Source organism: Aquirufa sp. (assembly GCF_964796385.1).
Window position 1 is genome coordinate 90,487 of the sequence record NZ_CBAUBA010000004.1, and the last position, 26,530, is coordinate 117,016.

31 protein-coding genes and 1 tRNA gene are annotated in these 26,530 nt (G+C 30.1%); 22 read left to right on the forward strand and 10 right to left on the reverse strand.

All coding sequences use genetic code 11. The features are described from left to right. Positions 1-21: 21 nt before the first annotated feature. From AC1W6K_RS02690 to araD, 5 genes are read left to right on the forward strand one after another with little or no spacing between them, the layout of a single operon-like run. Entirely contained in the window at positions 22-789 is a 768-nt protein-coding gene (locus AC1W6K_RS02690; protein ID WP_481946345.1) for a glycosyltransferase family protein, read from the forward strand. Continuing rightward, positions 786-1,580: a class I SAM-dependent methyltransferase gene (locus AC1W6K_RS02695; RefSeq protein ID WP_481946346.1), complete on the forward strand. Its 795-nt coding sequence runs from the start codon at positions 786-788 to the stop codon at positions 1,578-1,580. Before AC1W6K_RS02690 ends, AC1W6K_RS02695 begins: the two co-directional genes overlap by 4 nt. Position 1,581: 1 nt before the next feature. After that, entirely contained in the window at positions 1,582-2,307 is a 726-nt protein-coding gene (locus AC1W6K_RS02700) for a glycosyltransferase family 2 protein (protein ID WP_481946347.1), read from the forward strand. After that, positions 2,307-2,897, forward strand: a complete 591-nt coding sequence (locus AC1W6K_RS02705) for a PI-PLC domain-containing protein (protein WP_481946348.1) — start codon at positions 2,307-2,309, stop codon at positions 2,895-2,897. The genes AC1W6K_RS02700 and AC1W6K_RS02705 overlap by 1 nt, the downstream gene beginning before the upstream one ends. Further along, positions 2,879-3,580, forward strand: a complete 702-nt coding sequence (gene araD, locus AC1W6K_RS02710; RefSeq protein ID WP_481946349.1) for an L-ribulose-5-phosphate 4-epimerase AraD — start codon at positions 2,879-2,881, stop codon at positions 3,578-3,580. The genes AC1W6K_RS02705 and araD overlap by 19 nt, the downstream gene beginning before the upstream one ends. Here araD and AC1W6K_RS02715 read toward each other — a convergent pair. Next, the gene (locus AC1W6K_RS02715) at positions 3,557-4,798 is read right to left on the reverse strand and encodes a hypothetical protein (protein ID WP_481946350.1); all 1,242 of its coding nucleotides are present in this window, start codon (positions 4,796-4,798) and stop codon (positions 3,557-3,559) included. The two genes, araD and AC1W6K_RS02715, sit on opposite strands and share 24 nt — an antisense overlap. A gap of 93 nt (positions 4,799-4,891) precedes the next feature. On the opposite strand from AC1W6K_RS02715, the gene AC1W6K_RS02720 reads away from it, so the two are divergent. Genes AC1W6K_RS02720 through AC1W6K_RS02770 form a run of 11 tightly spaced genes read left to right on the forward strand, consistent with a single transcriptional unit; the run spans position 4,892 to position 15,336 of the window. After that, entirely contained in the window at positions 4,892-5,752 is an 861-nt protein-coding gene (locus AC1W6K_RS02720; protein WP_481946351.1) for an ABC transporter permease, read from the forward strand. Between the two features lie 6 nt (positions 5,753-5,758). Next, positions 5,759-6,997 (forward strand): ABC transporter ATP-binding protein, encoded by a 1,239-nt coding sequence (locus tag AC1W6K_RS02725; RefSeq protein WP_481946352.1) that lies wholly within the window; start codon positions 5,759-5,761, stop codon positions 6,995-6,997. 20 nt (positions 6,998-7,017) lie between these two features. Next, positions 7,018-8,019, forward strand: a complete 1,002-nt coding sequence (locus AC1W6K_RS02730; protein ID WP_481946353.1) for an NAD-dependent epimerase/dehydratase family protein — start codon at positions 7,018-7,020, stop codon at positions 8,017-8,019. Between the two features lies 1 nt (position 8,020). Beyond that, complete coding sequence (locus AC1W6K_RS02735) at positions 8,021-8,794, forward strand: hypothetical protein (protein WP_481946354.1); 774 nt, start codon at positions 8,021-8,023, stop codon at positions 8,792-8,794. Between the two features lie 23 nt (positions 8,795-8,817). After that, entirely contained in the window at positions 8,818-9,618 is an 801-nt protein-coding gene (locus AC1W6K_RS02740) for a glycosyltransferase family protein (protein WP_481946355.1), read from the forward strand. Positions 9,619-9,620: 2 nt separating this feature from the next. After that, positions 9,621-10,412, forward strand: a complete 792-nt coding sequence (locus AC1W6K_RS02745; RefSeq protein WP_481946356.1) for a glycosyltransferase family 2 protein — start codon at positions 9,621-9,623, stop codon at positions 10,410-10,412. A gap of 3 nt (positions 10,413-10,415) precedes the next feature. Next, positions 10,416-11,519 (forward strand): glycosyltransferase family 4 protein, encoded by a 1,104-nt coding sequence (locus tag AC1W6K_RS02750; protein ID WP_481946357.1) that lies wholly within the window; start codon positions 10,416-10,418, stop codon positions 11,517-11,519. Then, complete coding sequence (locus tag AC1W6K_RS02755; protein WP_481946358.1) at positions 11,506-12,474, forward strand: nucleotide-diphospho-sugar transferase; 969 nt, start codon at positions 11,506-11,508, stop codon at positions 12,472-12,474. Before AC1W6K_RS02750 ends, AC1W6K_RS02755 begins: the two co-directional genes overlap by 14 nt. Before the next feature lie 6 nt (positions 12,475-12,480). Beyond that, complete coding sequence (locus tag AC1W6K_RS02760; RefSeq protein ID WP_481946359.1) at positions 12,481-13,203, forward strand: glycosyltransferase family 2 protein; 723 nt, start codon at positions 12,481-12,483, stop codon at positions 13,201-13,203. After that, positions 13,197-14,162, forward strand: a complete 966-nt coding sequence (locus tag AC1W6K_RS02765) for a glycosyltransferase family 2 protein (protein WP_481946360.1) — start codon at positions 13,197-13,199, stop codon at positions 14,160-14,162. The genes AC1W6K_RS02760 and AC1W6K_RS02765 overlap by 7 nt, the downstream gene beginning before the upstream one ends. Next, a complete protein-coding gene (locus AC1W6K_RS02770; RefSeq protein WP_481946361.1) occupies positions 14,155-15,336 on the forward strand; it encodes an O-antigen polymerase in 1,182 nt (393 codons plus the stop codon). The genes AC1W6K_RS02765 and AC1W6K_RS02770 overlap by 8 nt, the downstream gene beginning before the upstream one ends. Here the strand turns inward: AC1W6K_RS02770 and AC1W6K_RS02775 are convergent. From AC1W6K_RS02775 to AC1W6K_RS02790, 4 genes are read right to left on the reverse strand one after another with little or no spacing between them, the layout of a single operon-like run. Further along, positions 15,333-16,466 carry a glycosyltransferase gene (locus AC1W6K_RS02775; protein WP_481946362.1) on the reverse strand — a complete coding sequence of 378 codons (1,134 nt, stop codon included), beginning with the start codon at positions 16,464-16,466 and terminating at the stop codon, positions 15,333-15,335. The two genes, AC1W6K_RS02770 and AC1W6K_RS02775, sit on opposite strands and share 4 nt — an antisense overlap. Positions 16,467-16,469: 3 nt before the next feature. After that, positions 16,470-17,363 carry a Rossmann-fold NAD(P)-binding domain-containing protein gene (locus AC1W6K_RS02780; protein WP_481946363.1) on the reverse strand — a complete coding sequence of 298 codons (894 nt, stop codon included), beginning with the start codon at positions 17,361-17,363 and terminating at the stop codon, positions 16,470-16,472. Further along, positions 17,320-18,510, reverse strand: coding sequence for a glycosyltransferase family 9 protein (locus tag AC1W6K_RS02785; protein ID WP_481946364.1), 1,191 nt, complete (start codon positions 18,508-18,510; stop codon positions 17,320-17,322). The genes AC1W6K_RS02780 and AC1W6K_RS02785 overlap by 44 nt, the downstream gene beginning before the upstream one ends. An 18-nt stretch (positions 18,511-18,528) precedes the next feature. Continuing rightward, positions 18,529-19,956, reverse strand: coding sequence for a hypothetical protein (locus tag AC1W6K_RS02790; protein ID WP_481946365.1), 1,428 nt, complete (start codon positions 19,954-19,956; stop codon positions 18,529-18,531). 187 nt (positions 19,957-20,143) lie between these two features. On the opposite strand from AC1W6K_RS02790, the gene AC1W6K_RS02795 reads away from it, so the two are divergent. The 3 genes from AC1W6K_RS02795 to AC1W6K_RS02805 all read left to right on the forward strand — a co-directional run bounded on the left by AC1W6K_RS02795 (position 20,144) and on the right by AC1W6K_RS02805 (position 22,032). Continuing rightward, a tRNA-Phe gene (locus AC1W6K_RS02795) sits at positions 20,144-20,219 on the forward strand. A gap of 572 nt (positions 20,220-20,791) precedes the next feature. Beyond that, positions 20,792-20,986: a helix-turn-helix transcriptional regulator gene (locus AC1W6K_RS02800; protein ID WP_481946366.1), complete on the forward strand. Its 195-nt coding sequence runs from the start codon at positions 20,792-20,794 to the stop codon at positions 20,984-20,986. Positions 20,987-21,654: 668 nt separating this feature from the next. Next, entirely contained in the window at positions 21,655-22,032 is a 378-nt protein-coding gene (locus AC1W6K_RS02805; protein WP_481946367.1) for a hypothetical protein, read from the forward strand. A 5-nt stretch (positions 22,033-22,037) separates the two neighbouring features. Here AC1W6K_RS02805 and AC1W6K_RS02810 read toward each other — a convergent pair whose 3' ends face one another. Further along, positions 22,038-22,430, reverse strand: a complete 393-nt coding sequence (locus AC1W6K_RS02810) for a hypothetical protein (protein ID WP_481946368.1) — start codon at positions 22,428-22,430, stop codon at positions 22,038-22,040. A gap of 257 nt (positions 22,431-22,687) precedes the next feature. Here AC1W6K_RS02810 and AC1W6K_RS02815 point away from each other — a divergent pair, with 257 nt between their 5' ends. The 3 genes from AC1W6K_RS02815 (at position 22,688) to AC1W6K_RS02825 (ending at position 24,042) form a co-directional block, all read left to right on the forward strand. Then, positions 22,688-23,137, forward strand: coding sequence for a hypothetical protein (locus AC1W6K_RS02815; protein WP_481946369.1), 450 nt, complete (start codon positions 22,688-22,690; stop codon positions 23,135-23,137). 76 nt (positions 23,138-23,213) lie between these two features. Continuing rightward, entirely contained in the window at positions 23,214-23,579 is a 366-nt protein-coding gene (locus AC1W6K_RS02820; RefSeq protein ID WP_481946370.1) for a hypothetical protein, read from the forward strand. Positions 23,580-23,592: 13 nt separating this feature from the next. Then, complete coding sequence (locus tag AC1W6K_RS02825) at positions 23,593-24,042, forward strand: hypothetical protein (RefSeq protein ID WP_481946371.1); 450 nt, start codon at positions 23,593-23,595, stop codon at positions 24,040-24,042. 150 nt (positions 24,043-24,192) lie between these two features. On the opposite strand, the gene AC1W6K_RS02830 is transcribed toward AC1W6K_RS02825, so the two are convergent. The 4 genes from AC1W6K_RS02830 to AC1W6K_RS02845 all read right to left on the reverse strand — a co-directional run. Beyond that, complete coding sequence (locus AC1W6K_RS02830; protein WP_481946372.1) at positions 24,193-24,432, reverse strand: hypothetical protein; 240 nt, start codon at positions 24,430-24,432, stop codon at positions 24,193-24,195. An 8-nt stretch (positions 24,433-24,440) separates the two neighbouring features. Continuing rightward, positions 24,441-25,052, reverse strand: coding sequence for a recombinase family protein (locus tag AC1W6K_RS02835; RefSeq protein ID WP_481946373.1), 612 nt, complete (start codon positions 25,050-25,052; stop codon positions 24,441-24,443). Between the two features lie 110 nt (positions 25,053-25,162). Beyond that, positions 25,163-25,447, reverse strand: a complete 285-nt coding sequence (locus AC1W6K_RS02840) for a hypothetical protein (RefSeq protein WP_481946374.1) — start codon at positions 25,445-25,447, stop codon at positions 25,163-25,165. A gap of 19 nt (positions 25,448-25,466) precedes the next feature. After that, the coding region (locus AC1W6K_RS02845) for an endonuclease NucS domain-containing protein (protein ID WP_481946375.1) at positions 25,467-26,530 on the reverse strand (1,064 nt) is incomplete at its 5' end.

Genomic DNA, 26,530 nt, shown 5'->3' on the forward strand with positions numbered 1-26,530 from the left:
ATGAGAATTAATCTAGTGCCAATGGCTGGAGAGGGTCAAAGATTTAAAGATGCAGGATTTACAATTCCTAAACCATTTATAGATTTAGATGGTATACCAATGGTAGTTCGTGCATGTAAAGCATTGCCAACTGCCGACAAAAATATTTTTGTATGTAGAGAGCATCATATTCAAGAATATCCAATTAAAGAAATATTGGAAAAATATTTGAATAATGTTGTAATTGTAACTATTGATAAGTTAACAGAGGGCCAAGCAATTACTTGTTTGGCCGCCCGAGAACATATCCCTGATGATGCTATATTAAACATTGGAGCTTCCGATAACGATATGGTATATGATCAGAGTATTATAGATAAAATGTATCAAAATCTAGAATTAGATGGTTGGATCTGGACTTTTAGAAATAATCCGGCAGTACTTCAAAATCCTAAAATGTATGGTTGGGTAGAAACTGAACCTAATGCAACTAAAGCCACTCATGTTAGTTGTAAGATTCCAATAAGTAAAAATCCAATGAGTGATCACGCAATAATCGGAGCATTTACCTTTAAAAAAGCGAAGTCCTTTTTTGACTCTGTAGATGAAATGGTTAAATCAAATTATAGAATAAATAATGAATTTTATATTGATGTTGCTATTGATGTTGCAATAAAATTAGGCCTTAATATACATGTTCATGAAGTGGATCAATACATATGCTGGGGCACTCCGCAGGATTATAAGCAATATCAATATTGGTTAACGTATTTTAAAAATCGTTTGAAAATTAATATTAATAATATATGAAATATAAGCCACTAAGTCATCAAGAAAATCGAATGAATTTTGAAGGTGATACGCTTCGAGCTAGAAAAAATTTCTACAATAATGTTTCTAATAATCTCTATTATTTATTGGAAAATCGTTTTTCTTGGATGAATGAATTTATTCAAAATACTGATAAAGGAATTGAAGTAGGTGCTGGCACAGGAGTAAGTAAAGAATTTATAAAATCAGAATATTTTAAAATTACCGATTATGCAGACAACGAATGGCTTGATTTGAAAATGGTCGATGCCTTAAACACAAATATTGCTTCGGCCAGTTTAGATTTTGTTGTTTCTTCTAATATGATACACCACGTTCCTTACCCAACTTTATTTTTCGAGGAGATGGTTCGAATATTGAAACCAGGAGGTAAATTAATCATTCAAGAAATAAATTGCTCTACATCAATGAAGTTATTGTTAAGATTAATGAGACATGAAGGGTATGATTTTACAATCAATGTATTTGATAGAAATTTGATATGTACAGATCCACAAGACCTCTGGTCTGCCAATTGCGCTATACCAAATTTATTATTTGATAATTTAGAGGAGTTTAATAAGAATATTCCATATTTTAGAAATATACATACAGGATTCAGCGAGTTTTTTCTTTTTATTAATTCTGGGGGAGTTATAAGTAAAACCAAATATATTCCATTCCCCTTTATTTTGTTAAAAATAACAAGTTTGATGGATAAGGTTTTATGTAAAATTTTCCCCTCATTTTTTGCATTACAGAGACAAGTAGTCTTAGAAAAAAAACAATAAAGTGATTGCTTTATCCATTGTAATTCCTTGCTATAACGAGTCTAAATCATTGAATAAATTATTAGAAGCTTGTTACTATGCCTGTAATGGAAGGCATGATATTCAATTTGTATTTGTGAATAATGGATCAACTGATAATACTCAAAATGTGTTAGACCAATTATTAGCACAAGAGAGGTATATATTCGCAAAATCTGTCTTAGTCCCCACAAATAAAGGTTACGGTTTTGGTATTTTGCAAGGTTTATATGCAGCTGATGGCCATATTTTATCTTGGACTCATGCAGATTTACAAACAGATCCCAAAGATGTTATTCTTGCATATGAAAAATTTAAAGTTGATTTAGATTCAAACTTTTGTATTGTTAAAGGGGAAAGAAGAGGTAGGAATATTTTTGATACTCTCTTTACAGGGGGGATGTCATTATTGTCTTCCTTTTTTTTAAATCAAAATTTATGGGATATTAATGCTCAGCCAAAAGTTTTTCATCGAGACTTTATGATTCATCTTCAAAAAGCTCCTTTTGACTTTTCTTTAGATTTATATTTACTTTTTGTAGCCAATAAAATTAAAATTTCTATTTATTCGTTTTCTGTTTTTTTTTCGAAACGAGAATTTGGCGAGGCGAAGGGGGGAGGTACAATAGGTGGGAAATTTAAATTGATCAACAGAACATTAAAGTATATAATTGAATTAAGGAATGACATCAAAAAAGGTAATCGTTGATGGAAATTGTCATACATAGAATAAACCAAATTAAGGATTTAATTAACGTTCCTGTAAAATATGGGTGTGAAATAGATATTCGATCACAGGATAGTAAATTGATCTTAAACCACGAACCGTATCTTTCGGGAGATAGTTTAGTTGATTATTTAGACAATTATAAACATGGGTTGCTAGTTTTAAATATAAAAGAGGCAGGGATTGAGAATGATGTATTGCAATTAGTAAGAGAAAGGAATATTCCATCTTTTTTTTTATTGGATGTTGAGTTTCCTTATTTATATAGAGCAAGCCGTTTGGGAGAACGTGCTATAGCGGTTAGATTTTCCGAAGATGAACCCATTGAATTGGTTTATAATTACAGCAAATTAGTTGATTGGGTGTGGGTCGATACTAATACCAAACTACCTATCAATTCTAATAGTATTCTTGCATTGTCACCTATGCAAACATGTCTAGTTTGTCCAGAAAGATGGGGGAGACCTAATGATATCATACCATATCGCCATTCAATGAAATCTTTGGGGTTTAATCCAAATGCAGTTATGACTAATTTAAAATATACTCACCTATGGGAACAGGATATTTAGACCAATTAAAGCAAGAAGCTTTTGAAGTAAATATGGGAATAGTGCGAGAAAGACTAGTTGTATTAACTTGGGGAAATGCCTCTTCATTTGATCGCACAAATGGGATATTTGCAATTAAACCAAGTGGGGTTTCTTATTCATTATTAAAATGGCAAGATATGGTTCTTGTTGATTTAGATGGTAATGTAATTGATTCTAAATTAAAACCAAGTTCAGATACATTAACACATTTGGAAATATATAAAGGATTTAATTCAGTTGGAGGTATCGTTCACACTCATTCACCATGGGCAACTATTTGGGCTCAAGCAAGTAAATCTATTCCCATATTAGGCACAACACATTCGGATCATTTCAATGGAGATGTGCCATGTCTTCCATATCTAAATAAAGACAAAGTAGAAAGTGCTTATGAAAAAGAGACAGGAATACAAATTGTACAATATTTTCATGATCAAAAAATAGACCCAATGCGCATACCAGGATGTTTATTAGCAGGACATGCATCATTTACGTGGGGGGAAAAATCAAATAATGCATTTGAAAATGCCATATCAATAGAAGCTTGTGCTCATATGGCATATCACTCAATTAATTTAAATAATAAAATCAAATTTCCTGATTATATTTTAGATAAACATTTTAAGAGAAAGCATGGATTAAGTGCTTATTACGGACAATAGTTTTTTATTTTTTATAAGTTCTCTAAATAATAAATTGAATACATTAATTAAAAGCAAAGAGAAAAGAATCCAAGATGAAAACTCCTCTATAATCTCCTCAACTAAATGAATTAAATTTGACGAAAATCTCGGCAAATGAGCTGGTTCTGGGGCTATAATATTTGATAAGGTAGTCCCATACGAGTTAATAAAATAAATTATTATCAAAATAATTGAAACGGGTCTTTGTGAAATGTTATCAAATATTAGTGGTAATGTAAAAATTAGAAAGATCAATCTTACGTCAAAGTTATTCCCTATAAAAAAGGTTAATAGATATATCAAAGAGCCTGTTAAGAATAGTTTTTGACTCATACCATTATCTTTAGAAATCAGTAAAATACGGGATGAGTTTTTATTAAATAGATAAAACATTATAGAGATTACACTTAACAAACCTATAGTCAAATTTGATATAATTGAAAGAAATTTCCCTTTTAGTATGTGGCCCCAAAAAACGTTTTTGCCATATGCGATCTCAATTGGATAACTTGAATTGATTAGAACATAATACATATTTTCTCTTTCTACTATAAAGTAAATAATAAATATCGCTAGGGATATTATTATTAGTCTGAGCCTTATAGGTAGTTTTAAGTCTTCATTTATCAATAAAAAAATCAACATTATTGGGTAAATTTTTAAAAAGGATGCGAATAGTGTAATTAACAATGATATTGTTAAATACTTTTTTTGAGCCGTTTTAGAAAAGAGGTTTAGAAAATAAATTGAGATATATGTTAATGTAAATATGATAATATCGCAGTTAGCTCTTTCTAACAATAATAGAATGTTTGGAGATATAACGACAAGAAAAAATAATAGAATTAATTGTAATAGATTTTTAGGTTTGAAAATTAAAAAACAGATCAATACGTATACTATAATTAAGCAGAATCCAACCTTTATAGTATGATCAGTTTTTAGTCCTAGCAAATCGAATAATATAAGCCATAGTTTTGGGTAATTTAATAGCCCTTGTGAAGGGTTGAAGGGATTTTGTAAATATGGATTGAATCCTTTTGTCAAAGATTCTAATGATGCGGATATGAGATTTATATCCTGAAATGGGAAATCTCCTGGCCAAAGTGTTATTAAATTAACACCCATATTATAGCCAATAATAATTATACCATAAGTTATTAATGTTAATAATATGTAAATATTTCTGATTGCCATTTGTTAATTAAGATTTTTAAGTACTAAAATAAATATATTTTGTTTTGAGAAGATATAACATCTAATTTGCAAATTAAATTAATTGTTTGGATTATGCTAGAGAAAGAGAGCTGGGATATTGAGATAAATAAAGATAAGTCGTTATTTAATTTTCAATTTTTAAAAGTTTGGGAATATAGAGATTTGTTGTTTCTATTTGTGAAAAGAGACATAGTTTCATTTTATAAGCAGACTATATTCGGCCCAATTTGGTTCTTACTGCAACCGATATTTACGACAGCTATATATTCTTTTGTTTTTAGCAATTTAGCGGGGATGCCTACTAATGGACTACCAGGACCTTTATTTTATATACTTGGAATTACCACGTGGACTTTTTTTGCTGATTCTTTAATTAAAGTTTCAACTGTTTTTAAGGATAATACTCAAATTCTAGGTAAAGTTTACTTCCCTAGAATAATTATGCCTTTAAGCATTGTTATTTCAAATGGAATTAAATTGCTAATTCAACTATGTCTGGTAGTTGGGTTATTAGTTTATTTCAATCTAAAGGGTACAATTGGTTATTATTTTGAATTTAAATTATTATTGTTTCCAATTTTTATGTTTTTTTTATTTTTACAAGGTCTGGGTTTTGGAATGATAGTGAGTTCCCTGACTACAAAATATAGAGATCTTGCCTTTCTAGTTGTTTTTGGAGTACAACTTTTTATGTATGCAACACCGGTTATTTATTCTCTTGAATTATTGCAAAACAAATCTAGTCATTTCATGAGTATGTTGTATTTCAATCCTTTGACATATATTTTTGAAGGTCTTAGATGTTCCTTGTTTGGTAAAGGCGTTCTTACTTTAACGTCTTTTTTTGCTTCTTTTTTAACTTCTATTATTGTTTTTTTTGTTGGACTTTTGCTTTTCAACAAAGTTGAAAAAACATTTATTGATACAATTTGATCTAACATGCAAGTAATTTCGGTAGAAAACCTGTCTAAGACATATCGCCTAGGAGAATTAGGGTCAGGTACTCTTACAAGAGATATAGAAAGTTTTTTTGCGCGCTTATTTAAACTAGAAGACCCGCACTTAAAAATTGGGAATAAATTTGGTGGGAATAATAAGTCTGGTAAAGATTTTGTGAACTCTTTGGAGAATATCAATTTTAGTTTGAATCAAGGAGATTCTTTAGGTATTATAGGTAAAAATGGATCTGGCAAGAGTACATTATTGAAAGTATTAAGTCAAATTACTGCTCCTACATCAGGAAGAATTAAACTTAAGGGTCGCGTAGCTAGTTTACTTGAAGTTGGAACTGGATTTCATCCTGAATTGACAGGAAGAGAAAATATTTTTTTAAATGGTGCAATCCTTGGAATGAAACGGCATGAGATTAAACGTAATTTTGATGAAATAGTTGCATTCTCTGGAGTTGAAAAGTATATAGACACTCCTGTCAAAAGGTATTCTTCAGGCATGTATGTTAGATTGGCATTTGCTGTTGCTGCCCATCTTGAGAGTGAAATACTTATTGTTGATGAGGTTCTTGCGGTTGGTGATGCCGAATTTCAAGAAAAGTGTTTATCAAAGATGAATGATGTTAATTCGAAGGAAGGCAGGACTATTCTATTTGTTAGCCATAATATGGATGCGATTAAAAATCTTTGTAATAAAGGGTTATTATTAGTTGATGGGAAATTGGATTCTTTCGGTGAAATTGAAATGGTTTCTTCTAGATATTTAGCCAAAGCAACTAATAATTTGGAATTGAATTTTTTAAATTATCTCTCTGAGATTAAATCCAACTTTTCAATAAAATCAATTCAGATAAATGGAATCGCGTCTGGCACGGTTCAAGTTTCTGATATATTAGAAATTGAAATTGAGGCTAATACTGAAGATGTAATATCTGGCAACTTTGAAGTTTCTCTTTTAAGTACAACAAATTCATTAATCTTATTTCACGCCCCTGGTCATTTTGATGGTGAAATAATAAAAATAAATAAAGGAATATGTATGTTTAAGAAAACTCTGAATATTCCACCTAATATGAATTCAGGGCCACTATTTTTAAATATTACGTTTGCTTATCCAAATGTGGAGTCTATTTTTACCATTAGCAATGTGCCTTTGTTTATTGAGGAAAAATTCACAAAAGGTAGTCGTTTAATGAGTTTTTCAGATTTTGGGTTTTTTAAAATATAGTTTAAATTATAAATATTTTTATGAAAAAAGTTAATTCAGTATTAATTACAGGTATAGCTGGTCTACTCGGCTCAAGGATGGCTGAGTGGATACACTTAAAATTTCCCGAGATTGAGATTGTAGGAATTGATGATTTATCAGGAGGTTATCGGGAAAATGTGGGGAAATTTGTGGAATTTCATCAAGTTGATGCATGTTCGAATAGTCTAAGAGAGTTATTTGAAAAACATAATTTTGATATTGTTTATCATTTTTCTGCCTATGCTGCTGAGGGCCTTTCTCCATTTATTAGAAAATTTAATTATACCAATAACCTACTCGCTACTGCCAATATTGTCAATTTATGTATAGAATTCTCGATTAGTCGATTAGTATTCACATCATCAATGGCTGTCTATGGTCAAGGGAATCCTCCCTTTGAAGAATCTGATTTACCTAATCCTATTGATCCTTATGGAGTTGCGAAATATGCTTGCGAAATGGATATTCAAATTGCAGGGGAACAACATGGTTTAGATTGGTGCATTATTAGACCTCATAATGTTTATGGCTTAAATCAAAATATATGGGATAAATATAGAAATGTATTGGGTATTTGGATGTATCAAACATTAAATGATCAGCCAATGACAATATTTGGGGATGGAGAGCAGAAAAGGGCATTTAGCTTTATAGATGATTGTTTAGAACCGCTTTGGAATGCGGCAGTACGAGTTGAGGCATCTAAACAAATAATCAATTTAGGTGGAATTAAAGCTTATACAATTAATCAAGCAGCTTCAATATTAAAAGAAGTAATAGGAGCTGGGGAAGTTGTTTATTTGGAGGGGAGACATGAGGTAAAAGACGCCCATCCCACTTTTGAAAAATCAATAAAACTATTAAGTTATACAGAGTCAACCGACCTAATTGATGGATTAAAAATTATGTGGGAGTGGGCTAAGATTCAACCTATGAGAGAACGTTTTGTTTGGGATAAATATGAGTTAGATAACGGGATTTACAGTTTTTGGAAAAAATAGCATGTTCAATTTATTTAAAAAAAAACCTGATGTTTCATACAGTATCGGTATAGTAACATTTGATAAAAGATTTGAAAATTATTTCAAGCCATTGATTACATCAATAAAGGAATACAGGCCAGATGTAGAAATTATAGTGTCTGTTAATGGTAATCTTAAATCGAAAAATCAGAATTATAGAAGAGAAATTCTAGAATTTCTATCTAGTTATGATAATATTTATCCTTCTCTATATACGAATTTTAGATCACTTTCTAAATTATGGAATAATACGCTAATTAATTCAAGCAATCATAATTTATTACTATTAAATGATGATGTGACAATCACTAGTTCAACCTTTTTTGATCAAATTGAGTGTCAATTAAAATTAGACCCAACTGCTTCTTTTAAAATTAATTCAAGTTGGAGTCATGTCTTGTTAAATAGATTAGAGGTTGATAAAGTTGGCTGGTTTGATGAAAGATTGTTAGGGGTGGGGGAGGAAGATGGAGATTTTGAATGGAGATGGGAGTTATTGAATAAAAAGCCATTTATTAGCAAGCAGATAGATTCAATAATTAATCATGTTGAACAAAATGATGTTCTTGATGGCTTAAAAATAGCAAATACAAAGTATTCTAAATTTAATCTGAATTTTATACATGAAAAGTATAAAGTTGATAAAGATGGTTTTAACTATGGGATTATGGGTAAAAAGCTTATTTGCATTAACCCAACTCCTTCATTACACAAAGTAGAAGATTTTTATTGGAGGAATCGAATAAAATTATAATCCAGATGATATTTTTTTGATTTATGCTTAAACTCCCAATTTCAGCAATAGTTGTTGGATTGAACGAAGCTCATTTAATTCAAAAATGTATTGGATCGCTAAGTTTTTGTGAAGAAATTGTATATGTGGATCTAGGTTCGAAAGATAATTCGGTGTCTCTTGCCAAGGAAATGGGCGCTGATATACAATATCATGATTTAGTTCCATGTGCAGAGTATGTACAAGCAGAGTTGGTTCCTTTTCTTAAGCATAATTGGGTAATTTATATTGATCCTGACGAATTTATTGATCCTAAATTAGGGACATATTTTCAGGAGAATTTTAATCTAATTGAGAAATCTACTGACATTGCCTCAATCAATGTTCCTTGGCAATTTTATTTTATAAATCATGCCTTGATTGGTACGCCGTGGGGAGGAGAAAATAGGAAGCCAATTCTTGTGAATAGAAATCGTTTTTTATTTGAGCCAATTATACATATTGGCAGAAAAAATAAATTGGGTTTTAATAGCCTAGATCTGCCTTTTTCGAACGGATTGATATTGCATCATTACTGGGTGCAAGGATGGTTAGTATTTTTGGGGAAGCATTTTAGATATCTTAAAAAAGAAGGTAAGACGAGGTTTGAATCAGGCAGAAAAACAAGTATCTTGAAAATTTTAGTTATTCCTTTCGTAGAACTTAATTATAGTTTTATTACCCGAAAGGGATATAAAGATGGCATTTTAGGCATATTACTTTCATTATTTTGGATGTTTTATCAGTTAGCTTCCGAAATTGGTCTTTATAAGTATCAATTGGTTTGTGAAAAAAATATGAACTAAATATGCCTAAGATTTCGATCATTACGATAAATAAGAATAACAGTTCTGGTCTCAAAAGAACTATAGAAAGTGTAATTTCTCAGAAAAAATGTGATTTTGAGTTTATTGTCATTGATGGAAAATCAATCGACGGAAGTCTTGACATTATTCATGAATTTTCAACGAGTATTTCTTTTTGGAGAAGCGAATTAGATTCTGGAATTTATAATGCTATGAATAAGGGGGCATCACTTGCTTCTGGAGATTTTTTACTTTTTTTAAATAGTGGGGATATCTTGTATTCCAGTGATACATTATTTTTAATAAGCGAGCAAATTGTTAAACATGTAGATTCAGAATTAATTTCTGGAGATTTACATGCAGTTAATCATGATGGGGGAAATCAATATTTTAGGTCGCCGGAAAACCCTGATGTATCTTTTTTGCTAGAAAAATATTTGTCTCATCCTAGTACATTAATCAAAAGAGCTTTTTTTTTGATTAATGGAGGGTATGATGAATCTTTTGAAATTGTAGGGGATTATGCTTTTTTTTACTTGGCAATTCAAAAAGCTAGGTATTCTAAAATTGATCTCATTATTTCTACTCATTATATGGATGGTGTAAGTAATTCTAAGGCACACTCATTAAAACATCAATTAGAGCGCCTTAAAGCTATTGAGAAATATACTCCAGACATATATTTAACAACTATACATGAATATTTGAGATTAAAGAAATATGATTCATTTATATCATTTGTTGGCTCTTTGGGCAACTTGATGAGGAAATTTGGCCTGATTTCAAAAAGATAAATCATGAAAGTACTAATATTTGCAGATGCAGCAAGATATGGAGGAACTCGTTCTTTTTTAATTAAATTAGTTAATTTACATGATAAAATTAGAGATGATATAACATTAGTAATTGATAGAAATGATTTTGATGATGAGTTGAAGGAATTGCTAGCTAAATTTGGTCATAATTTAATTTTGAATAAAGCAAGAGGATCAATTTTTAGGCGTAATTACTTTTCATTGATTTTCGAGGCTTTTACGTTTTTCCCAATAATTTTTAAGGCTAAACCTGATTTAATCATTTCGAGTACCGGATCTCCAGGGTTTAATTTTTTTTTGTTTTTTCTTCGGCAAAGAAAATTAGTTTATTTTTTACATAGTACACCTGCAAAATTCTCATTTAAATCATATTTATTTTTTGTAATTCCAAAATTAATGTCATGCAAGAATAAATTTATAGTTACAGTTTCACAATACTTAAGCTCTGAACTTATTCAACTATGGGGGGTGCCAGAAAAATATACTAAAATCGTTTATAATAGTCCCCATTTTGTTGGGTCAGACTTACCGAAAAAAGAGATTCATCCTAAAAAAAAAATAATCTTAACTGTCGGCCATGTTGTATGGTACAAGAATCCGAAATTATGGTTAGAGGTTGCAAAAAAAATCACTCAATTGTACGATGATATTGAATTTCTATGGATAGGTGAGGGAGATTTATTGGATCAAATGAGACTTGAGTGTATGAATTATGATCGAATAAAACTTATAGGGGCAAGAAGTGATGTGCAAGAGTATTACGCTAGGTCATATCTTTATTTTCAGCCAAGTATCGTTGAAAGTTTTGGAATATCTGTGATTGAGGCACAATTTTTTGGTCTTCCTTGTATTGTTTCTGATGCTGGTGGATTACCAGAAACAATTGTAAATGGACAATCGGGACTTGTTGTAAGTAATAATTTTGAAAAATATTTAAAAGCATTTTTCATCATACTAAATGATAAATTATTATACCAGCAAATGAGTAATGCTGCAGAAAATAATGTTAAACACAAGTTTACAGCAGCTAAGCAAGAAGAAAATATATTGCAAATTTATAATTTGATTAAAAATGGCGGAAAGTAATTCAAACATAACTTTCAATGTACCTATATTATTTATTGTTTTTAATAGATTTGAATCAACAAGATTAGTATTTGATCAAATTAAGGAGATTAGACCCAGTAAAATATATTTAGCCTCCGATGGACCCAGGGTAAATAAGCCTTCAGAGGCTTTAATCATTTATGAAATAAGAGAGTATTTACTTCAGAATTGTAATTGGAATTGTGAAATATTCACAAAATTTTCCGATACAAATCTAGGTTGTAAACATGCAGTAAGCAGTTCAATTGATTGGTTTTTTACCAATGAAAAGTCAGGGATAATATTAGAGGATGATTGCTTGCCTGATCCTTCATTTTTCCATTATTGCGCTGAATTATTAGTTAAATACGAATTTGATTTTAGCGTTTCTCACATAGCTGGGAGTAATCATTTATGCGATTCCCTCATAATGGAGGATTATTTCTTTTCTAAGTACACACTTATTTGGGGCTGGGCAACTTGGAGGTCAAGATGGAAAGATTATGATATCCATTTGAAAAATATTAAATCGAATAATTTTATTGATAAAATGTTTAGCAATTGGTTAGATAGATATTATTGGAAGTCTATATTTAATCAAACAATTAAAGGCGAAATTGATACTTGGGATTATCAGTGGATGTTCACTTGTTGGAATAACGGTAAGAAAGCTATTCTGCCCCAAAAGAATATGATTACTAATATTGGATTTTCAGAGGATGCTACACATACAGTAGACAATTTAAACCCTCTAGCAAATTTACCAAGATTTAGTAATCGGATAATTAGTGAACCTACTACAAACCGTATCAATTTTGAAATTGATGAATTGATTCAAGAGAGATTTTTTAGGCCCACATTATACAGCGTTTTAAAGTTTGAATTGAGAAATCTAATTTTAATAGCGTTCCCATTTATTTATCATTTTTACAAATTTATTTTCAAAAATAGATAGTATTTTATGTCTATTAAAACTTTATCTATTATCACTGTTGTTTTTAATGACGCCATTAATCTTGAAAATACAATAAAGAGTTTATTACTTCAAGATTTAAGTAAGTGCGAATTCATAGTTATAGATGGGGGTTCTTCAGATGATACAATTAAAGTAATTGAAAAATATTCATACCTCTTTGATGTATTCATTTCTGAGCAAGACGAAGGTATTTATGATGCAATGAATAAGGGGATTAAATTAGCTACTTCAGATTGGATTACTTTTTTGAATGCAGGGGATATTTATACATCTTCCAATTTATTGAAAACCGTTACAGACGAAATGGGTAGTTTGGTTGAGAAGAATTTGATTGTTATAGACTTTATCAAAAATGGTATTACACATTCTCCAGTTCTTAATATTAAATTCTTAATTAGTAATATGATATGCCATCAAAGTTTATTTTATCATCAAAGTCTATTTTCGAGGTATAAATATGATTTGAGATATAAGATTTCAGCGGATTATTTACATTTGCTGAATGTTTGGAGCCAAGTAAAAATTAAATATTTAAACCAAGTTTCTGTATTTTATCTTGGTGGAGGATTTTCAGAGTCTAAAAATCTAGTTTATTTACATAGAATTGAGCGAATAAATGCAATAACACAATCGAATTTGTATTGGCCATTAAATAAATTAATAGTATTAATTCTAAAAGCAAAATTATTTTTGAGCTCTAAATGTTAACATCAAGTGTTATAATCTCTGTTTATAATAAAGAAGATACAATCGTAGGATGTTTAACATCTTTGATAAATCAGACCTCACCGCCAGATGAAATAGTGATTGTAGATGATTTAAGTACTGACTCTAGTGTAAGTTTAGTTAGAGAATTCATTTCAATTAATTCTAGGTTTAATTTTATTTTTTTAAAAAACGATAATAATTATGGCCCCGGGAAAAGCAGAAATATTGGGAAAGATCTAGCTACTAAAGATTTATTGTTTTACTTAGATGCAGATGATAAATTTGATGAGTTGTATATTGAAAAAACAAAAGTTTTATTTTCTAGTAATAGTCATATTAGAGTTGCAATTTGTCGGACATTAGAAACAGGATCAAACATCATTAGGCCTTCTTTTAATAAATATCAATTAAAAGAAGACAGCTCAGGAAGTGTATTTATATCAAATTTCTTTGATTCATTTAATAAAGATCCACTATTTACAAGTTGTGGCAATATAGTTTCTTTTAGAGACTTTGTTAATGATATATATTTTAATGAATTTGAAAGAAATTTTGAGGACTGGCATTATTTTTACAGGGTGTGCACAAAATCTATACTTAAATTCAACGGAATTTACGTGCAAAATTTCGTAGGTGTGATCTATAAAACGGATGATTTGAATTCTCTTTCGCGGCGATTAATTTTAAATGACTTTCCAGTTGTGCCAAGTTTTTTATTTGACAAAAGTATGGAAATTGATTTTGCAAGCTACGTATTTTATAATTGGATTTTTGCGACACTGCGTCGTATCCCGAAGTTCGAAAATAGGGCAATTTTTTTCAGTATAAATTTAAAATATTTTAAACAATTTGGCCTCCCGAAGATGAAATTTATAATTTCAATATTAATGTGCCTTCTAAAGCTAGATTACTTGATTAACATTTTCGCGAGCATACGAAAAAAAATGATTTATGCTTAGTCTTTTTTTTATTGTAGTTGGCATTGTACTGTTTTTACAATTAAAAAATAAATTATTAGCTTTTTTATTTATTGTTTCTGCTGAATTCTATTTTCCAGCTTATGATTTAAGGAATTTAGATTTTGCGCAAAATTTATTTGTAAGTGGCATTGTTTCAGATTATACGTATTACTTGATTTTTGGACTTGTTATTTGGTTGTCCATAATTGTAATCTTACTCATAGACAATCAAATTGAATCTAATATAGTTAGAAATACAAATTTTGTCAGCCAGTATAATTACTTTGAAAATAGATCGATTTTAATTTTTTACTTACTTTCTTTTCTGTCAATTTCTGCTTTTTTAATTAATTTTAGCAGGGTTGATTTTTCATATTCTTTGCTTGTTTTAAATCCTAGAGAGTATGAGTATACCTTCGGGAGCTCTACTTTTTGGAATTATCTATATTTTTTAAATATACCTGCGATATGTAGTTATATTTTTATTCGGGTAAAATTTAACCGGCTAACAAGCAAGATTAATCTAGTTTTAGTTTTTATTCTTTTGTTTGTCTCATTTTTTCATGGTATAAAATTTACAGTATTTGACACATTTATTTTTCCCGTATTTTTTTATTACTATGCGTCCCTAAAACCTCTAAAATTTAAAAATATTTTATTGATCTCTATTGTTCTTTTTGCATTTTATTTATCTTTTTCATATTTAATTAGAGGATCAGGTGGGTCCCCTTTTGAACAATTAATTTCTTATATACTTCCAAATTATTATAATTTGGCATATTCGATTCAAGAAAATAAAATTCAGTGGTCTGGGCTGAGTTTATTTTTGCCTGATAAAATTCCTGATATATTTGCACAATTATATGAGTATGGACCAACTGGTTTCGCATTAAATGAGAAGTTTAATATGCAGACGGCTTATTCAAACTATTATAGTTTTGCTAATATTTTAGGGCCTTTAATATTCCTATCTCTAGTTACATTTATTAGGCTATTGTTTCGAAATAAATTTAGAAAAGGTATTTTTCAAGCCTTTTTATTAGCATACATTGATTACTGTTTGCTGTTTGTGTTTTTTTTTCACGCATTTAATAAAACAAAGTATATTTATTATCTAGCTGTTTTATTATTTATACACATCATTACCAGAAAGCGAAAAAGTCTAAAAATCTAAGAATTATAGAATTGGTATAATTTATTATTTAGCAAGTCTGCATCAAAATTTAATCGCGCATATTCAATACATTTATTTTGCATTTCGTTTAGAAGGCTATTTTGTGAGTGAATTAATTTAATCATATCAATAAATTCATCTCTGTTGTTCTGACTAACTTTAAATCCATTTACTGAATTTTGAATTGAGTCTTTAATTCCCACTATATCATAACCTATGGATATAGTTCCAATCGCCGATGCATCAATAATAATACTCCCAAATCCTTCTCTTTTACTTGGAAGACATAAAATTTGGATAATATTTAATAACTCAAAGTGATTAAATGAAAAATCAAGTGAAATAATGTATTCTTTTAAGTACATATTCCTTTGTAGGAATTCTGTAATCTTACCCTGAGATTCATCTGGGCCTACAAACAATAATTTCAGATTGGGTATTTCGCGTTGGATTGATTTGAAAATTTCCAACATTTCAATACAACCCTTTTCTTCTGACTTTCTTGCAATATACCCTAATACGAAGTCAGTTTCTTTTAGGTTATAATTATTTCTGAGTTTTGATTTTTTTTCAGACGTAAGTTTTACAATACGATTAAAATCAACTCCACTTAAAGACCCCTTATGTAATACGTTAATTTTTTTGTTATTTTTTGAAACACCATTTTGTAATAAATATTCCGACTGAGAATGGCTATCCGTCAAACAATTTGTACTAAAATTGCATATCAAGATATCAATTAACTTTAATAAAGTTCTTTTAACTCCAACCTTATTGGCCCAGACTTGCCCTGTAAATGTATGTATCCTAACTTTAGTCCCCGAAAATTTACTAGCAATCATTGCCATTAACCCAGATTTTGTCATAATTGAATGTACTATATCGGGCTTAATTCTAACGAAATATATAAAAAGCTTAAATAAGCAATATAAGTCAAAAATGGGGTTGGGGTTTCGTTGTATTTTAAGGTTAATAAAATTTACATTTGGGTATTCAGAACGAAACTTGATTACATCATCTCCTATAACATACATTACATATTCTTCAGGAATTCGCCTTAATGTATTGCTTAGGTGTGCAGGTATGCAATAATTAGATGTTATTACCCTAATGACTTTTATTTTTTTCAAGTTTTAATAAATTTTATTGAATTGTTCTGATAGAATCTCTGATGTCTCTTTTAGAGGAAATTGTTTATCACTGATATATGTTTTTTTATTAAGTAAATTAGCAATTATCTTATTATGTTTCTTTGTTAATAACCTAGATACAAATTTAATAAAATGCCAAAAAAAATTAATTCTTATTTGGTTAGATGATAGTCCAAGTTTTATAAGAACAAATTTTTGAATCGTGCTGATCGGAAGATTATGGCTAAGTATTTTTATTTCATTTTTAGTTCGATTCATTATTGAAAAATTAATATAATCTGAAATTTCTTCCATTGAAATAAAACTTATTTGGCCTGGTATTACTAATTTATTTATTATTGGATATTTTAATAATACTTTTAATAAGTTATCAAGAGATGAATTTAGTCTTTCTGAACCAATTATTGACGCAGGTTTTATACAGATATAATTTTCTGATTTTAAAATTTCTTTATCTAGTATATATTTAGTTTTTGCATATTGTGATTCACAGTTAATGGGGATTAGTTCTTCGTTTACTATTGTTACATTATTTGGCAAATTCTCATATACAGAAAGTGTGCTTAGATAGATGAATTTTGCATCATCAACAATGGAAAATTTATGTAGTTCTAGCGGAACTTGAATGTTTCTTAATTCCATTTTTCTTTCATCCCTTACTTCTCCCCCAAGATATATTATGTAATCAAACTTTATTTCTACGTTTAAAGCCTTCGCAATAAATTTTGTAATTGTAATATGTTGAATATTATTTTCAATTTCTTGAGAATAGATTAAATAGATGCTAGAGTTATTTATTTGCATCAATTTCTCGTAAACTAAATTTAATAATTTACCCTTGTTCCCAATTAGTAAAATTTTTTGCCCTTGATTCATCCTCCTTTATAATATTAATTAATTCTTTAAATACTGCCTCAAATACGCGATTAGGTTCAATACTATTTATTTCATTATTTTTAAATGTTGTAGAATTATATTGATAAGGTTCGCTACATTTTTCTATGTTTGAAGGCATTATGCACTTGTTTGAAGTATTAAATAAATTATTATATGGTACGAAACGGCCATATCTCGAACCGTTGAAAATACAATAATTACTAATATTTAGTATAGTAGCAATATGAATTGGAGCTGAGTCATTGCCAATTAGTATTATGCCTGTATTTATAATTTTAATCAGTTCGTTGATATCATTCAAATCATACTTAATAACTTGATTTAAGAAATTGGGGTTAATTGAATTACAGATATTGTTACCAAGTTCACTTTCTCCCGGACCACACAAAATAATAATGTTTATGTTTGAGAATTCTTTTAACAGGTTGTCCACTAAAATTGCAAAATTTGAACTATTCCAAATTTTATATAACTCATTAGAACCGGGACAAATTATTACGTTTTTTTTATTGGGTATGTATGTTGCTTCCAAAGTTGGCGCTGAAGAGAAAGTTATTTTATTTAAAGAAATCTCTTCAAAGAAGAATTTCATTTTTGAAAACTCATGTAAATATTCCGTGCCATTTAGTTGAGTTATGTCAATCAATTTATCATATAATTCATCAAACATTTTCTTATTGAATTTGCCATAGTTCAAATCATCGCCAATAAATGTTACTTTTGTTTCCGCACCACAATAAATCGATATTTTGTCTGATAGATACGTTCTAGAATAGGAAAGATTAAAGCTTAAGCAGTAATTAGTAGATCTAATTTTATTTATAAACTTAATTGTTTTGAAGAATTCTCTATTTGAATTAATTGAGCAGTAAGTAATTGTATCGTAGTTTTTTTTGTCATTTAAGTCTATAAATGTTTTTAATCTAGAGTTAGCAACTAAATGGAATTTATAACCTGAATGTTTAGAAATATATTCATTCATCAAATTCCGTGCAATCAGATAATCGCCTATTGCATCTATTTTAACAAATAAAATATTGTTATTGAGTTCAGATTTTGAACATTTATAATAAATTTTTAGAAAAGTATCTAATATTAGTACAATCAGCTCTTTTAGAGTTTTCATTTTTTACTATTAGAATAATTACAACTTTAATTTTGCACTTATAGAAATTGCATTACTATTAGTTAATAGTTGACCGTTATCCTTAGAGAAATTTAATCCGAAATGGATATATCGGGTGATTTTTTTTTCAATTTCAATTTGATAGGAACTTTGGTTAATAAATGTAATAAATCTTGAACTTGGGTAATTCGTCCCATCCTGAATATAACCATGTTTCGATTGCGATAGTCGCATCATCCACTTAATTTCGGCAGGTAATTGGCCACGAACGGCAAAGTAAAATGATTTGACGGCATTGTAACGGAAGGATGTCATTCCGCCTTGTTTCGTTTCTGCATCGATTACAATAATTGGAGTTCCAATTCCTTTTTTCCAATAAGCCCACCCACCACTTGCTCCATTATTAAAGTAGTTTTCCGTTTCAGGATAATGGGTATCAACTAGGCCAAGGACCTTAGCAAAACTCGCAACATACAACCCTTGATTCGCTGTGCTTAGGTATTCAATGGCAACATGTTCAATCAATCCATGTTTTATTAATTTCACTGAGGCCCCCCAAATTCCATCATCTGATGTAGTTAATGAGGCAACTCTTCCCGTTTCATAGGCAGTCTGCTTATATACTTGAATTTTCCCCCAGTTAGGCTTTATTTCAATCGCTAAATCAACTGATCCCATGTGATTTCCATATTGATTCCATGCATCATACCAGGATGTATTTTTATCAATCGGCACAATAGTTCGATCTTTTAATGCTGTGACTACATAAAAGTAGGCATTTAGACTTGAGGGGTAATAATCAAATTGGCCACCTTTTTCTTTGGCTTCCCCTCCCCAAAATACCTGATGATTTAGACCTCCAAAAAGATTTATAAATGAATCAGGTTTACCTAATCGACCGTATAAGGATTTTTGATGTAAGTAAGCATTTATAGTTGGCCCCTGATTATCAAACCATCCATGGGAATACGTCATATGCACCCCTAACCATCCCTTGGCAAAATTCAAATAATCGCGCGTCCCTAGATGTACTTTTGGCATAGGCATGGCATTCCCTGACCAAGCGTAAAATCCACCGGTCATTGTGGTATCTCCCAGTCCATATACCTCTTTTCTTCTACCCGCCCAAAGTTCCCATTTACCTCTGCGTCCACTGACATAGGCTTGAGTTAGCCAGAAGTCATTTTGTTTACCAGTCCATCCGGTTGCTTCGACCTCATATTTCCAATCGTACTTTTTCTTGAGATTATAGCTCTTGCCATTCCATGCTCGCAGGACTAAGCCTGGATTCTCTAGGGGTACCGAGCCATATTGCAAACTACGCATCCAGAAAGGTGTGACACCTGCATCTGAAACGATAGCTTGAGCTTCGACCATGGTATGAATACTTGTATCAGGTGAAGCTATCAGCGAGCTAAAGTAGGTAAGTAAAATACTTAATATCATCTGAATGGAGTGTAATAAAGCTAAAGTACGGAGTTTTATCTGAATTTATCAAACGGTGTTTAGCTTACGGTTATATCTATGATCTTGAAAGGTTATCTAGATATTTTTTGACAATTTTTAAAGGCCTGATTGGGATTAACTAAAATTTCTCCTATTTTTGCAGTCCCGTTACCCTACGGGCAATTGAGGTGGATTAGCTCAGTTGGTAGAGCATCGGACTGAAAATCCGTGTGTCCCCGGTTCGAGTCCGGGATCTACCACCATTTAAATTGTAAAAACCCTTTATACATAACGTATGAAGGGTTTTTTGTTTACCAAATATTATTTTCCACTATTTCTTCCACTATTTTTCAAACTCCAGAATTCAGTAAAAAATACAATTAAAATTCAAGGCCTCCTCAACTATCTGATAATCAAGCACTTGCGGAGGCACTGCTTTTGAATCTTAAGATCCTCCGATTTAACTCAATATTTTTTCAACTTTTATGAACATTTGTGTTCGTTTGAGATTTTTTGTGATATATATATTCGTGGGGAAACTCACTAGGTATATCGAGGAAACCCTACTCCAAACTTTCAGTATCCACTCTGATTGGTTCAGGTAACCTAAAATCCCTCTATGTTTCCTTCGGTCTTTGTAAGTTTCCAATTGAATAATTAACCATACACCCCAACTGAAATTGTGATATGGATGGTCGGTATCTGCAAAAGTGATACAAATTTAAAATCTAAACTTACTACTAGGGGGGTGTGATAATTGGTTACTCATTTCCACTTCACACCACTTTTCTACATTTCTGATATATATAAGTACAAACAACTTAACTATACAGATATGATAACGATTGAACCCCTTTACCACATTACAGAGATTGAAGAGATGATAGGTATAAACAGATATAGTATTTACAAGAAGATTCGACAACATAAGTTCCCAGCAGGAGTTAAACTAAATGGTAAACGAATGTTCAAACCATCAGAGATACAAGAGTATTATTCAAACATTGGTGTAAAGATTGAAATCCAATAAACCGAACTGAATTTCGTGATTCGAGAAAAAGTATGGTTTGAAAATCAAAGGTCGAACTACCTTTTATACCGGAACCCAATTTTTCACCACAGAAACACCATTTTAACACACTAAAATTATGGAAATCGAACAATACCTGGATAAGACAGATTTAATCCTTTACAATAAGATTATACAACTTATATACAGAGACTGGGATAAGTTAGATTCTAGTCAATTGTCGGATTTAATGGATAAACTACGAGAGTTACACCAGAATTTGGACAATGTAATCTTACAGAAGAAACAACACGACCTTTTCACAAAGGAGTACTATAAATCTAATTTTCACAGAGGGGATTCAAAGTCTGTCAAAACAGAAGATATATCATTATCAAAAATGATACCTCGTTCATATATTAATAGAAGACAATAAACAAAAAAAGAAGGATCGGGTGTCAATATGTTTGAAGGTATTGAACACATTCATTGATAAAGTATCAAATTAAAAAGGTGGAATCGAGAGAAACCACCTTTTTTTACTACCTAACCACTAATAGATTGAAATTTAGGTAGAAATTGAAAAGAACACTAATTCAGTAGTGAGATTATCAATACACTGATAATTTTATCATTCACAACTGCAATCTCAAAAAATTCATTAAATTGTTTTTTACAATAGTTAACATATGAAATTAGAGAAGATACTAAATCAATTTGGGTTAAAAAGTGAAATAACTTGCAAGGAACCCAATATGAATTTTTGGGATGAGAAGGAATATCTCAAATACACAGAAAGAGAATACCTAAATTCAAAAACAAAAGAAGTAGATGAAGTTTATAGGATGTCCGAATTCATCCTACTGAATTATAAAACCGGAATAAGATTTAGAGTTATTTATTCTGAAAACTACTTCGGAGATGAATTAGACTATAAAATCATTGAAGTATTCGTATTACTTATTGACGGAACTTATATAAGTATTTTAGAATTGAATCTTGATAAACAAACAATAAAAACAGAGGATGGGTTGGTTGATTTCAGTTCAATTTTGAAAGAAAACTAAAACACTTAAACTTCATCTTTCTTCTTATACTGATTGTTCCAGTAACTCATCTGTAAATCCTTCAAATAACAATCCAATACCTTATCATACTCATTTTGAACCAATATACCTGGATACTTCTCTGAAACTACTTTCTGAACAATCTTTTCAGAACCAATGTAGTATTGAAACTTTTTAGAATTTACATACCAAACCCCTCTATAATAACTCTTCCCTTTTGAAATATAAGATTCAATCCTAAACGAAGGAAATTCAAACCCAATGTTTGAAATTTGCTCCTTTAATCCATTCAATTCTTCCCGAATAGTTTTTATCTCTGATTCCTTTTCTAACACGGGTTTCATAAGTTCAGTAATCTCATCCTCTCTACGTTTAATCATCCGATTAAGAGTAGACATTCTTCCTCTGATTTGTCTTTCTTCTCTTGATAACTCTTGAAACTCCTCTGGTGAATAATCAACCGACTTCTTCCTTCCCATTGTTTGAATAAAGTTTGAATACTCCTCAAATTAGTGAATTTAAGATACATTTCAAAGTTGTATCTACAAATCAATCTCCTTGATAATTAGATACAATTTTTGTATATTTGTTATGTAGTTCGGGGTTGAACTACGATTCAAAAAAAGGTAAGGATTTCCTCAAATCCATAAGTGAAATGAAAAATTCAAATGAAGTACAAAGTAATGAGTATCAAACTAAAAAAGGTAGGGATTTCCTTAAATCCATAAATGAAATGAATAATTCAAATGAAGTACAAACCAATGAAATTCTAAAAGAAAAGGTTTTAAAGAGGTTAAAAAATGAAATTGATTCACACCTTAACGATTTAGTGAAGTTTGGAAATCTGATAAAAGAATACAATGACAGAATTGAGGATTTACAGAATCAAATTGATAGATACTCCGATGAGTTTGATTACGACAATGACCCGGAAGGATATGAGTTTGATTACCGATTGATGTCGGATTTCCATAATGAAAAAGAAACCTATGAAAAATATGTTATGGAATGGGAATCTGATTTGGAAGAAACAATAAAACAAATATCTGATTTGAAATTGGATATAATAATTGCAGAATATGCAATTCATAATTTCAAAGAATAACAAAATATTATCATCAATTAAACAAAATTAAGTTTCAAACAAAAAAGGTAGGGATTTCCTTAAATCCAGCAAAATTATGAATACCAATTACAACATCCATTCAAAAGAAAAATTTACATCCAATAACAAGTTCATTTCATTATTAGAAGATTGTTCAGAAATAATGGAAAAATTTGATACCAACTATTCAAATATTTTAAATGAATCAATTGAAAAAATTGTTGACTTGCAAACTTTGAACAAAAATGAACACAATGAAGTCCAAATATTAGAAACAATATACCAGACTTTAATCAATACAAAGGATGAATGTGAGTCAAAATGGGGTGAAAATATAAATGATGATGATTTATATTCAGAATATTTGGATTCAATTCAATGTGTTGAAGACTTTCTGATTCTTTACGAACAAGTGTTTATCAAACATTCGGTTCAATACTAAATTTATTATTCTAATGAAGAAGTATTTAAATCGAAGGAACAAGGGGACTCCATCAAAACGGAAGTTCTATGGATTCAACTTCTATATCCAATGTAATGAGAAACTATCCAAAACACACAGAAACCTACTTCTGACTAAATCAAAATCCCATCTTGGATTGATTTACAACTCATCCTCATTATCAACAGAGGACAAACAAAGAAGAGGTTTAGCAAGTGAATTGGATAGTTCCCTTACAGATATAGAACTTTTGGATATATGGAATCCAATCTATGATGAGTTCGGATATATGATTCCCGAATTTAAAGACAAATGGGAGTCAAAACATATTCCAAAAGAAAAGATTCAAACAAAGGTTTCAGAGTTTGAAAAATCTGAAAATGAACTGAACGAATTGAGATGTATGATACTGCAACTCCAAATCCTCGTCAAAAAGAGTAAGTATGTGGAGGGAATGGGTTAGTCTTTCGACTTATACTTCATCATATAATAGACAAAATCCCAAGAGGAGACCGATTGGTCGTTATCCTTTGATTCAAACTTTGATTTCTCTCTTTGAATCTCTTTAAACTCCTCAAATAACCTCTTCCTCTCTTTTTTAGAGAGTTTAGAATTAAATCTCATTTAATTCAGAATTAAGATTTTCAAATTCTAGATGTAGATTTTTCAAATCATTTTTCAATTTGTACCCCTCGTACATTAATTGTAATACTCTTGGACTATTGGGGAACTCACCTGCAATCTCTGGTAAATGGGAAGAAATCATCTCTAATTCAGATTCTTTCTTTGGAATGATACGATTCATTGCATTTAACCTACACCCAATTTGCCATTTTCTACGTTCATCGATCATAATTAAAGTTAGTTTAGGTGATATTTACGAACCTTGACAACTGTACTAGTAGAAACACCTAATCTACCAGATATATCCCTTACGGATTTACCTTTATCCAATAGGGATATAATCTTCTGGTTGGTATCCTTTTGCAGGAACTCTTGACGATTCTCAACTGTACCTATCTTTCTACCTAACTTCCCTCCATTGATAACGTACATCTTTCTTCCCATCTCTGTTCTCTCCAAGATGTTCTCTCTTTCTAATTCATAAAGAGAACTCATTACAGAGGTTATCAAATTCCAAATTGGATTCTTCTTTCCGTTTACATGGGATTGAAGATTACCCATACCCTTTACAACTACATTCACTCCATTATCTTCTAACCATTTCAATGTGGTTAAGGTATCAATGGTATTTCTACCTAAACGAGAAAGTTCTTCAACTACCAACTCTGCAACCTTACCTTCCAATACCAACTTCACTAACTCCTTACCTTTCTCTCTATCAATGAAAGGAACTTTACCACTAACCCCTTTATCAAAAAGAGTTAAATCATAAACTTCTTGATCCAGTTTGAATCTCTCCCCATCCTGATTGATAGTAGATGTTCTGTTGTATTTGATTTTCATCCCCATTGTGTGCTGATTTATTTTTCAATATAAAATTAACACGATGCAGACAAAAAGTCAAGGTTCGAGGGGGATAAGATGTATTAATTTTTATTACAAATTAAACAGAAACAACATTAACGTTTATTACCCATAGGAGTATAGATTACGTTAATCCACTTTTTATTTTTACTGTTTTTAATTTTCAACTTTTTATCATAGGATTTTAGTTGATTGATCTTGTTTTCTTTTTTTGATGTTTTTTTCTGAGACTTGGTCTTGAACCATTCAGTCATCTTATCAGGACTAATATCCGAGTGGATTTGAAGAAAATGTTCTGATAATTCTTTTGGTGTGTATTCTAATTTAACCTTACAAAATGGACATTGATATTTGAAAGTAAGGTTTTCTTTTAATGTCATCAGATTAAAATTTTAGTTATTATAATATCACAGGTCGATTTGCTTCATCAAATGGGTGATTAAAAAGTTTGATTAAATCTATGGATTTATTCGACTGCATTCCAATTATTGAATAATCAATATTTTCAGAAAACTCCTTACCAATAATAATACCATGAACTAACTTATCTGTTTTTTCCAAATTCAGATAAACCCAACCCATGTATCTCAAAATTTGACCTACCACTTCATCGTTGGTATGACCTCTTTTTAACTCCAAAACAACAAATTCATCCGTAGAAGTATTTTTGCAAAGGATATCAATAGGTCCAATATGTGTAGGGAATTGTCTTCCATAATTCGGTTCATTTATAACTTCTAAATTTGGATCAATCTCCTTTATATTAGTAATGTAGTAATCCTCAATATGTTTTTCATATAATTTATCAACGATTACATCATCAATTTTTGAATTGTTTCCACCAACACTTAAAGAGCTTCTAATATCGGAGGTAGACTTACCATCCCTAATATACATCTCAATTAAATTTTCTAAACTTAAACCACCTCTTGAACCCAAATGATTAATCCAATCAAATAACTCTGTAAATTCTATAAATTTTACACTTTGTTCAAACTCAATTAACAATTCATCTAATTTTCTCCTATCATTCAAAACAAAACAATTTGAGTATTCATTATTCCCTTTCACAATAACATTTCCAAATGTAAATACATCTAATTCCTTTGCAGAAGAGTCTTTAATCGTTTCAAACATAGTTCTTACACGATTTTTATACTTTTTTTTATCTAATTCAACAATTTCTGTAATATACTTTTTTTTGTCCTCCCCACTCAATTCTCTGAACTCATGTAACAACTTAATCATATCCCTTATTTCCAATGGGTTATGACTTTTTATTTTGGAAATAAATAGAACGTATTCGTCTTTGGTAAAATAATTATCCTTGCAAAGATTAATTACTTCCAACAATAAAAAATAAGGTCTAACACTATAATTAGAGTATTTTAAATCAATTGCTGGATTCCAATGTTGGTATTTTTTTATCTGATAAGTAAAAATTGCTGAAATTATTTCTCTAT